Here is a 9,763-nt window from a genome sequence, read left to right on the forward strand (position 1 = left end):
CTAATAAGCTTCACTTTGTTCTGCGAAACGAAAAATCTGATGCAACACCTTCTTCGCGAAAATACAACAGCCGTTTTTTCTGCTCACGTGGACCCTGTTCTCACAGTCAGTCCGGGAGAAACGTTCCTCATTGAAACGGAAGATTCGCGAGGGGGGCGTACCCGGCAACCCGAACAATGTACGCCGGAAGCGCTGCGAAACATGCGGCAACATGGTTATGTCGGCAATCCGGTGATGGGCCCCATTTATGTAGAAGGCGCCCAGCCGGGCGATACACTGGCGGTTGCGATTCACGAGATGAAATGCGACTCACAGGGTTATTATGGTTATTGGCCTTTCGAGCAAAATCTGCAGGATATCATTGAGGAACCGGTGACACGCCTGGTAAAGATTATCGAGAACAATGTTTTGTATTCGTTTCAGGCAGGGGGGAAAACGCATGAAATAAAGCTGCCCGTTTCACCGGTCATTGGTACGATTGGAACCGCTCCCCGAGAGGAAGTGGTCTACACGTATCATACGGGAACACATGGCGGGAATCTCGATGTTCCGGAAATCGGCCCCGGTTGTACGATCTATTTACCGGTCGCTGTTGAAGGAGCGTTTTTAGCCTTAGGCGATTGCCATGCGCGGCAGGGAGATGGCGAATTGAGTGCGATCGAAATGCGGTCGGAAGTCACGTTATCCGTCCGGGTGCTTAAAAACTGGACCCAGCAACAAAAGTGGTTACGTGCGGAGACTGAGGATGAGCTGCTTACGATTGCCTGCGACCGACCTTTGGAATCAGCGCAATGGCTGGCGATTCGGGAGATGATATCCTGGCTGGAAGAACGTCAGGGATGGACGAAAAGTGAAGCACGCGAATTTCTGAGTATCGCCAGTGATGTCAAGCCGGGACAATCTCTGGCCGGGCCTTATTCGATGCGCGTACTTGTTCCCAAAAAATTGTTGTCGTGAAACAAACGAGAACAGAATCAACTGCCTTGAAGAGATTTCTCATGCTCCAAAATCGGTTGCAGCAAGAGTTCGATTTCCTGGTGTTCTTCAGACGTTAACTGACGTTGAGGAGGCCGTGCGCTACCGAAATCGAGTCCGAGGGCCTGCATGCCATATTTGAGCATGCTGATACTATAACTCTCTCCAGAGCGGGCGCGAAACTGTTCAATCGGTAAGATCATTCGCTGCAATGACATGGCTTCGGTATAGTTCTGATCCGCAAGAGCCGCATGTAAGGCCAATACAAGACGAGGACAAAGATTGATGGCACCGGAAGTGAAACCTGTCGCACCAGCCATCATATAGTAAGGGGCAAATCGTTCTGCAGAACCGCAGAGCCATTCACACTCACTGGAATTCTGATCTACAATCGCTTGAAATTGGTCCATTTGATTCACCGCATATTTCACTCCCGCGATGTACTTGTCGGCAGCCAGTTTCAGCAGTAATTCATCGCTGGGTATGTCGCGCGTTTTGTAAATAATGGTGGAAGCCTGCGTCTCTTTTATCAGACGTTCATAGTAGTCGGCGGCACCTGAATCGCTGAGATACGGGTGCGTCAAGGGCATGACTAACAACCCCGCGGCACCACGCTTGAGTGATTCTTGCGCCAGCGAAATGGCATCTCCGATCGCGCCGCTGACGGGTGCCAAAATCAATGCTTCTGGTCCCGCCGCCTCACAGGTGACAGACACGATCTCCACGATTTCTGATTGTGAAAGACTATGGAATTCACTCGTGCCAGCCGCCGGTAAGAATACACGGACGCCGGCAGCATACATTCCTTGAACGTGACGGGCATAAAGGTCAAAGTTGACTTGATCCCGTTGATCATAGGGGGTCAATGGAACCGCGTGAACCGTTCGTAAATCAGAACCGGATATCAACTGTGACATAAAATTACCTTACACTTATCAAAGAGGGAGGTCAGACATCGGTGCGCCACTGCTTTAACTGATCTTCATCAAGCTCTACTCCCAACCCGGGCGCGGTGGGCAATGTAGCGACAAGGGGTCTCAGCGACAATGGCTGCTGAATCAGATCCGCTTCATGGAACAAAGGACCCAGGCAGTCAGCAGGAAATCGTTCGCTGTTGATCACTTTCATCGCCGCTGCAACATGCAGCATGGCGGCACTGCCGATGCCCAGTTCGAGGTTGCTTCCAATCGAGCAGGTTAAGCCGGCTGCTTCCGCCAGATGGCAAATGGCAACGCTCCGCGAAATTCCTCCGTTTTTACCGGGATAAATACTGAGAATATCTGCCGAACGCTGTCGACAAATTTCCCAGGCATCCCCGACAGAAAACACACTTTCGTCGGCCATCAGAGGAATCATGGTGAATTTGCGCAGTTCTACCCAGGCATCATGTTGACCGATTTGAATCGGTTGTTCGCAAAACGCCAGATCAAACTTCTCTATTTGAGCCAACGCCGCACAGGCCGTACTGAAATCCCAGCCACAGTTGGCGTCCACGCCCATGGACACATCAGGACCAATCGTCTGTCTCACAATTTTCAGCCGTTCGAGATCGCTTTCAAGATCCAGCCCCACTTTGACTTTCAGACTGGTAAAGCCTTGATCGAGAAAATATTGGGTAAGTTCGACCGTTTTTTCTGGTGAAAACGCGCCGATGACTGTCTTGACGGGAATGGAATCGCGCACTTTTCCACCCAGCAGTTCATACACGGGGCGGCCGACTGCTTTGCCGGACAAATCCCACAGCGCCATTTCGACGGCTGCTTTGGTAAACGGATTCAGTTTGATGACCCGGTCCATTTTTTGTAGCGCGACATTGATATTCAATGGATCTTCGCCAACGAGAGCAGGTGCGATGAGCTGATTGATGACCGCTAGACAGCTTTCGCTGGTTTCGCCGCTCCAGCGCGGTGCCAGTGTTGCTTCACCCAGACCACACAAGCCTTCATTCGTATGGATCCGAACGATGACATAAGGAGAATCGACGTGTTCTCCATGCGCGGTTTTGGTGGTTAGAAAAGGTTTCAAAGGAACCTTAACGGGAATGGCTTCAATCTCAGTAATGATCATGGTGTCTTAACAGCGCCCAATGATGGTTTACAGTCCTAACTCCTCAGGAGGCAGAACCTGTTTCCAGTTTTCGTAAATAATGCGGTCGATCACTTCCTGCGGAAATTGGGGGAACGCGGTGCCTTCCACAACCTGATTGACTTTATTCAACCCGGAGACGACCTGCTCCGGTGTGGCTGACGGAAAATCAGAACCGAAAATCAGTTTGTCTTCCACACCATATTCCAGCGCGGTCATAAAAGCCTGATAGTGTCTTAGCGGTCGATAATGCAAGGCCGACACATTGGAATACAAATTGGGATGTTTGCGAATCAACACCACGCATTCGGTTTCCCAGGGATGTCCCATATGCGAAATAATGATTCGTAAATCAGGGCAGGCCACGGCGATGTCTTCCAATTGGATCGGGTTCGAATATTTCAAAGGACCCGTGCGAACGAAAGAAGTTCCCTGATGAATGTTAATCGGTATATTCAATGCTTCCGCTTTTTTAAACAGTGGCAGGTGTTTGGGGTCCTGCGGATTCCAGTTTTGATAAATGGGAGAGACTTTCAGTCCACGCATTCCCAGATTTTCAACGTAATGCGTCAGTTGATCAACACAGTCGGCATCGTTGGGGTCGACGGAACACCAGGCGATGAAGCGGTCGGAATGTTCTTTCGCAAAATTGGCAATCAATTCCTGATCGCAGTTGATGCCGCAAAAAGGGGCTTTGATTCCAAATACAATCACCTTTGCGCAATTTTTGGTGGCTTCCAATAACGTTTCCGGCGTCGAGTCGAACGCATTTTGTTCATCGTGATCTGATCCCGCAAAATAGACGTCGGCTGATCGCTTCATCTTTGCTTTTTTCGCAGCCCAGGCGAATTCCACAAATTCATCAGACAGATGGTCGGGATACCACATTAAATTCGTATGCGTGTCAATCAGCATGGTTGGTCTATTTCTATTTGCGGAGGAAACATCAATCAAAGCCTCTCTTTAGTCTATAAAAAACAGCCCGCCTGTCAAAGGACCGATAGACGCAATCTCAGGAGGGGCAGTTTTTCTCTGCTGAATGACTTTGTCTCACAACCATTGGTCAAAAAAGATTATTCAGAGAGCCTTTGATCTGGGTCGATGCAGGCCCAGCACAGCGTAGCCAGCAGATAAATCCCTGCGAATAAAAATAGAACCAGATTCCAGTTGGGAACCGGCATATCTTTAATATATTCGAAGAGTTTGCCAACAACGATGGGTGAGGAATACGCGCCGATCACGCCGGCCATGTTCATCGTGGCGATGACGATTGAGGTTCGAGCGCCGCCGAGATCCATCGAAGTCACCCAGGATGACGGATTCCCGATTCCGGAAAGAAATGTTCCCACCACAATCAGATAGACGGCCAGAGCGGGATCAAGCCAGGCGGACAACAAAATACAAAGCGCACATAGCAGATGAGACACAACACACAATAACGATCGACTGGAATATTTATTGCCGGTCCGTTTGTAAATGACATCAATCAGTTTTCCGCCCGTTAAAGTCCCCAGAACCACGCCCATCAACGTGAGCATGGTTAACAGACCGGCTTCTTTGATCGAAGCGCCACTCGAATTTTGCAGGTAAGTTGGATACCAGGTGATAAAAAAGGCATATCCAAAAGCGCGAAAAATCGATTGGAGACAGAAAAACCACACACTTCGATTGGCCAGCATCTCCAGTGCAACGGAACTCTTTTTTTCGGGCCCCGCTTCATCGGGAAGCGGCTCTGATTTCTCTGGCTGGCCAATCAATTCGACTTCGGCTGAATTCGTGTAAGGATGGTTGGCAGGGCGATCTCGAAAGTAAAGAAAAAATAGAATTGCCCAGCAGACCGAAAAAATGCTGAACATAATCAAAGGCACGCGCCAGCCAAAAGGTTCAATCATAACCGCCGTCAATCCAGTGGCAATCACACTGCCGACCGACATGAAACTTCCCATCAGGGAACTGGCGGTTCCCCGTTGCGATTCGGGAATCCAGTTTTTAATCACTTGGGCAGAGCAGGGGACCATTCCCGCCTGTGCCAGACCCAAAAGAAAGCGTGAAAACCAGATAAAGCCCAACGAGTAGGCAACCGCCGTCAAAACATTGGCAAGTGCGGACATCAGTTGCAGCAAAGGCAGTGCAATCCGGTTGCCCCACTTTTGTCCCAGCAGGCCGCCGGGAATCTGGAAAAAGAAATAACCTGCGAAAAAAACGGCCAGCACATGCCCCATATCGGCATCGTTTATGAACAGATCGGCTTGAATCGTTTTGACCATCGGCGAGATACCCGCCCGCGGCAAATATGCGAGCAGGAAACCGAGACCTAACGAACCCACAACCAGAAAGCGTATATTCGTTGGTTGGGAGTGAAGGGTATCATGGTTTTCAGAGTCCAGACTCATCGACGATGATTCCCGAAAAAGATGATATGAAAGGCAGTGAGCTTGAGAATGACTGTGGTACATCAAAGAGGGAAACGCGCTGCCGCGCATACTCTTCAAGAACGATTACATGCTACGATATCCAGAATCGATTTACCATAGTCAATTTCAAAAGGCTGCGCCTTGGTTTAAGCTGATGTCCGTCTGATAACGAGAAAGTGAGTCATCAAATCCAGCTTCCTCTGTTTCTCGGGAATTTCAATGTTATCATTACTAGATGCATGTTTAACAAATTACTGATTTAATGAAAAAAAATCTTATGAAACCTGAAATCATAAACGGCGACATTCTGGAGCAAGATGTAGAAGTTATCGTCAATAGTTGGAATCGAAACATTATTCCCTGGTGGCTATTACTTCCCCAGGGAGTTTCTGGGGCGATAAAAAAGAAAGGGGGAACAATCCCGTTCAAAGAAGTGGCTCGATTCGGATCAATTCCGTTAGGCGAAGCAAGAGTGACGTCAGCTGGTTCGTTAAATTTTAAAGCAATCATTCATGTAGCTGGAATTAATGCGTTTTGGTTCGCTACGGAGTATTCAGTGACCAACTCCGTTTTGAATGCTATGAAAATAGTTGAAGAACGAGAATTTCAGAGTGTGGCGATTCCGCTCATCGGTTCTGGTTCAGGAAACCGAGGCAAACAGTGGTCACTTAATATAATGCTTAAAGCATTTGAATCAATCAAAAGTCCTGCCAAAGTTTCAATCATACAATTTGACAAAGGCGTCTCATAATTCCACTGCTTTGATTTCGCATCACTTCAAATCACTCAAGACAAAACAAAAGCGGCTTTGATGGCGTTGAAATGGGGTTTCGTCAAGTGCATCGGGATTTCCTGCAAGAAAACTGCCCCAGTCTGCAGCCGTGTTCCCCCAGTGTCCGGTTCGTACTTGTCTGATCGCGGTGTCTCGTGGATCTCGAAGTTCTTTTCCTTGAAGCTTGAGGAGAGGACTGCTCAGGCTCATGGCGTCTCCCGTTTCGGAAAATCGAAAAGAGAGCGTATTGGCGATTCCCAAATCCGCCGCCTTGATGGGAAAGGAATACGCTTTGATTGCCTGTGGTGCCAGCTGCCCCACCACTTTGCCGTTGAATACGACATCCACTTTGCCGGTAGGAGCTTTGCGATTTTTTGCAGCGGAGTGGGCCTTGCCCACAGAAAAGGTAAGCAGGGCGTCTACTTTGAATTTTACTGTGTCAGGGCCGTTGGCAACGACGAACTTTCGAGAACGGACTTCATTCGTGGCACTGCTTCTGACTTGGAAGTGGAGATGCCCTTCGGGGAGAGATGTCGAGCCAATCGTTGCAGAAAATAGTGTGCGCAGGAATGGCTGTCCGATTTTCTGCATCGGTTTCCAATCTGTACCATTCACCGTGTATTCCAGGATTTCGTCAGGTTGAGGCTGAACCAGATGCGCCCGAATTTCCACGTCTCCTTTCCAGACGGCTCCCACGCGATGCGAGACAATGCCGATCCGTTGCCCCAGTCCCTTATAAAAGGCCTCCATCTGCTCGCCTTTGACGCGATAAATCAGATATCCCTGTGGAGAGAGATCGGGACAGAGTTGTTGCGTTTTGGGATTCCACCAGCAGCCCGCTAAAGCGCCCCCCGTGCGATAGGGAACGGGTCGTCTTTTGTTGGCAACAACGTGATCATCGCCGACGAGTTGAAGTCGCACGTCATGCTGCTGTGCCATCTCAAGAAAACCGGGACAGTGCTGACCCAGATCCGCTTCGGATGTGGTCACAACGAACGTTCCCGGAGACCGATGCGCCATATCCTGTCGCATCCATTTTGTATGAACGGGCTGTACCTCCAGCGTAGGATACTCCAGCTTTTTACCATTCACCAGGTTCTGTATTTGGCCGAGATGATATCCGTAATCCACGGACATGAAATGGATTTTTCCATATTCAAACGAAAAGAAATGCGGCCCGAGATACTCCCAATACATGGGCTTGGCACAGCGGTGATCTCCGCGGGGAAACTCGTTGAGTCGATAGGATGAATCCGTATGATCGCCGGCTACGTTATAGCAGGGCATCGTCAAGTGGTTCATAATGCCAACATAATTTCGAAAACTGGCGTGGCCGGAGGCAGGGGAAGTTACGAGCGCTTTATGGAGATTCAGGAGATCGCCGCTGTTGACGATGAAACGGGGTTTCGGAGAGAGCGCGTTGACTTCGTGTACGAATTGAGTTAAACCAGCCACCGATCGAGGATTCGTGGAGACGTGTGTATCAGTCACATGCACGAAGAGGTATTCGCGCTCGTCGTCAGCCGCCCGCTTGAGTTCAAAGTTTACTTGAGCAGCGAGCGGCTTGTACCAGTTCCCCCGGATGTCATATCCCGCGGGACGAGTGATGTTAATAAACATCGCGCTGGGATGAGGCGAGAGTTGGTAAGCACCTTCCGCATCCGTTTTGATGACGGAATATCCATCCGTGACGGAAACACCTTTGACTCCGGTAACCGCTTGGTCTGCTCGTAACGCAACGCGGCCCATAATTACTTTGGGAACCGGCACACCATAGTTTGGTTTCGGGGTTTTCTTAATCAGCAGAGGAAGCGGCTTCGATGGTGTTCCCTCGGCTGCTTCTGTCGGTATCACATTCGAAACAAGAGTCAGGGAAAAAATGCTGACAACAAAACTAAGGCACAGAGCCAATCGCATTATGTTACTCCAAAGGTGTTGATGAAAATTTAAAGGGTGGTTTTTTTTGGGTCACTCACAAAAGAAAAATTCGGCTTTCTTTATTATCTGCCTTCTATTCATCCAAGGACTGATAAATATTCATAGAAATTGTGTGTAAATCCTCACCTTCATTTATTCTACCAGTGGAGTAAGAGTATTTTGCTTCTTGAGTATTTGCAATTAAAAATACTCCGAAGTGAGATATCCACACATCATATTTACTGTCACAAAGCGATTTCAGAATGATTGTATCTTGACCGCAAGCTGGAACGTCGCGTGGAGCATAGGAATTTGCCTCATATTCAAGATCTTTCAACTGGCTAATCAGAGAGCGTAGATCTTTGTTCTTACTATCCGTTGAGCGGATAGGAGATTCAGTGGATGGTGCATGTATTTGAATACTGCAATCTTCTTTCAGAAATAGTTCAAGAGCAGAATTAATAGATTCTGTGTGTTTCTTGGACATTATAACCATTTTATAGGTGGCTAGTGTGCAGAAAACACAAAGGAGAATTACGACAGGCAATACGTATTTCTTCATTTAAGAATCCTTGGACAGAAAAGTGTTTATTGCTTCTCCATAGTATAATGAACCTAGGAGCCCAAATCGAATTGAAACGATTCCAGACACCTGAAATGCCACCAGAAACTAAAATTACTGACCTCGTTCCGAACACTTTTAGAGCCGATCCCATATAATGCAGCATATACTAAACGTGCGAACGAAGGCCATCGTGGAGGTGGAATAGGGAGGTAGATTAAGGGCATGGTTGACAAACTCAAATCAGTGATGACGAAGATTTGGGATCAAATCGATGAAGCTAGATTTGCGGAGACTTATGACGAGAGAAAACAATTGATTACAATTCCAATTCGTGAATTACAACGACTCTTAGATGCTGGGTACAAAGACGCGTTATATCCCCTTGGATATGCATACTACGCGCATCCTGACCGTCGACCTGGCTCACCCGAAGTTGATCTTACGGAGAACTATTTAATTCAGGCTATTACTGAAGGCGTAGAAGCTGATTTATCACGATTGTACCTTGCATATCATTATCATGATTTTCATCGATTCGAGGATTCTAGTAAGATAATCGCTCAAGTCGACAAGAATGTGCTGGGGGAAACCCTAATGATTCGGTGCTCTGAACTTGAGTTATGTAATCAGCTTCTCACAGGAGACGAAAACGAAAACGATTTTCCGAAACTCCTGGCTACCTACGCTGAAATCATAGCTGCCCTATCTGAGCCAGATATTCCTCCAATTCTACTAATAGACACGTTAGAGACCCTGTTTGAACTTGGCAAGCTGCCAATGTCATGTCTTCCATCACTTATGCAACTCGATGATGCTTACATCAAGATGATGGGAGATCAATGGTTCAGAAAGTTGATCTCCTGAATATTAAGATTAAAAGATCTAAATGAACCAGGTCTCATTGAAACGACTTGGATGACAAGAGATCTGTTTTCGAAAAGCAGGCCAAACTGACGTTTTTCTGAAATCAAAGCGTTAAGTTGTAGTAGCCACTACTTTTCCTGACAGTAGTATCCCAACTTCACACGTTTGTCA

Annotated in this window: 9 protein-coding genes; 3 read left to right on the forward strand and 6 right to left on the reverse strand. The window is 47.9% G+C overall.

Features of this window, described 5'->3' with window-relative positions; genetic code table 11:
• Nucleotides 1–39: 39 nt before the first annotated feature.
• Complete coding sequence (locus tag Q0668_RS25345) at nt 40–957, forward strand: acetamidase/formamidase family protein (RefSeq protein ID WP_298869354.1); 918 nt, start codon at nt 40–42, stop codon at nt 955–957.
• A 17-nt stretch (nt 958–974) separates the two neighbouring features.
• Here the strand turns inward: Q0668_RS25345 and Q0668_RS25350 are convergent, their stop codons facing one another.
• From Q0668_RS25350 to Q0668_RS25365, 4 genes are all read right to left on the reverse strand, one after another.
• Nucleotides 975–1,892 carry a dihydrodipicolinate synthase family protein gene (locus tag Q0668_RS25350; protein WP_298869355.1) on the reverse strand — a complete coding sequence of 306 codons (918 nt, stop codon included), beginning with the start codon at nt 1,890–1,892 and terminating at the stop codon, nt 975–977.
• 31 nt (nt 1,893–1,923) lie between these two features.
• The gene (locus Q0668_RS25355; RefSeq protein ID WP_298869356.1) at nt 1,924–3,042 is read right to left on the reverse strand and encodes an enolase C-terminal domain-like protein; all 1,119 of its coding nucleotides are present in this window, start codon (nt 3,040–3,042) and stop codon (nt 1,924–1,926) included.
• Between the two features lie 27 nt (nt 3,043–3,069).
• The gene (locus Q0668_RS25360) at nt 3,070–3,975 is read right to left on the reverse strand and encodes an amidohydrolase family protein (RefSeq protein WP_298869358.1); all 906 of its coding nucleotides are present in this window, start codon (nt 3,973–3,975) and stop codon (nt 3,070–3,072) included.
• 158 nt (nt 3,976–4,133) lie between these two features.
• Nucleotides 4,134–5,453: an MFS transporter gene (locus Q0668_RS25365; RefSeq protein WP_298869359.1), complete on the reverse strand. Its 1,320-nt coding sequence runs from the start codon at nt 5,451–5,453 to the stop codon at nt 4,134–4,136.
• 298 nt (nt 5,454–5,751) lie between these two features.
• Between Q0668_RS25365 and Q0668_RS25370 the strand changes: the two genes are divergently transcribed.
• Nucleotides 5,752–6,225 carry a macro domain-containing protein gene (locus Q0668_RS25370; protein ID WP_298869360.1) on the forward strand — a complete coding sequence of 158 codons (474 nt, stop codon included), beginning with the start codon at nt 5,752–5,754 and terminating at the stop codon, nt 6,223–6,225.
• 21 nt (nt 6,226–6,246) lie between these two features.
• Here Q0668_RS25370 and Q0668_RS25375 read toward each other — a convergent pair whose 3' ends face one another.
• Nucleotides 6,247–8,163, reverse strand: coding sequence for a metallophosphoesterase N-terminal domain-containing protein (locus Q0668_RS25375; protein WP_298869361.1), 1,917 nt, complete (start codon nt 8,161–8,163; stop codon nt 6,247–6,249).
• Between the two features lie 94 nt (nt 8,164–8,257).
• Complete coding sequence (locus Q0668_RS25380) at nt 8,258–8,725, reverse strand: hypothetical protein (protein ID WP_298869362.1); 468 nt, start codon at nt 8,723–8,725, stop codon at nt 8,258–8,260.
• 225 nt (nt 8,726–8,950) lie between these two features.
• Here Q0668_RS25380 and Q0668_RS25385 point away from each other — a divergent pair, with 225 nt between their 5' ends.
• Entirely contained in the window at nt 8,951–9,592 is a 642-nt protein-coding gene (locus tag Q0668_RS25385; protein WP_298869363.1) for a hypothetical protein, read from the forward strand.
• Nucleotides 9,593–9,763 lie beyond the last annotated feature (171 nt).

Source organism: uncultured Gimesia sp., assembly GCF_937910335.1.
Classification (GTDB): Bacteria; Planctomycetota; Planctomycetia; order Planctomycetales; family Planctomycetaceae; genus Gimesia.

Excerpts from the sequence above, each read along its gene's own strand:
- Q0668_RS25365 (WP_298869359.1), bottom strand. The coding sequence starts at position 5,453 with ATGAGTCTGGACTCTGAAAACCATGATACCCTTCACTCCCAACCAACG.
- Q0668_RS25370 (WP_298869360.1), top strand. The coding sequence starts at position 5,752 with ATGAAACCTGAAATCATAAACGGCGACATTCTGGAGCAAGATGTAGAA.
- Q0668_RS25375 (WP_298869361.1), bottom strand. The coding sequence starts at position 8,163 with ATGCGATTGGCTCTGTGCCTTAGTTTTGTTGTCAGCATTTTTTCCCTG.
- Q0668_RS25345 (WP_298869354.1), top strand. The coding sequence starts at position 40 with ATGCAACACCTTCTTCGCGAAAATACAACAGCCGTTTTTTCTGCTCAC.
- Q0668_RS25380 (WP_298869362.1), bottom strand. The coding sequence starts at position 8,725 with ATGAAGAAATACGTATTGCCTGTCGTAATTCTCCTTTGTGTTTTCTGC.
- Q0668_RS25360 (WP_298869358.1), bottom strand. The coding sequence starts at position 3,975 with ATGCTGATTGACACGCATACGAATTTAATGTGGTATCCCGACCATCTG.
- Q0668_RS25385 (WP_298869363.1), top strand. The coding sequence starts at position 8,951 with ATGGTTGACAAACTCAAATCAGTGATGACGAAGATTTGGGATCAAATC.
- Q0668_RS25350 (WP_298869355.1), bottom strand. The coding sequence starts at position 1,892 with ATGTCACAGTTGATATCCGGTTCTGATTTACGAACGGTTCACGCGGTT.
- Q0668_RS25355 (WP_298869356.1), bottom strand. The coding sequence starts at position 3,042 with ATGATCATTACTGAGATTGAAGCCATTCCCGTTAAGGTTCCTTTGAAA.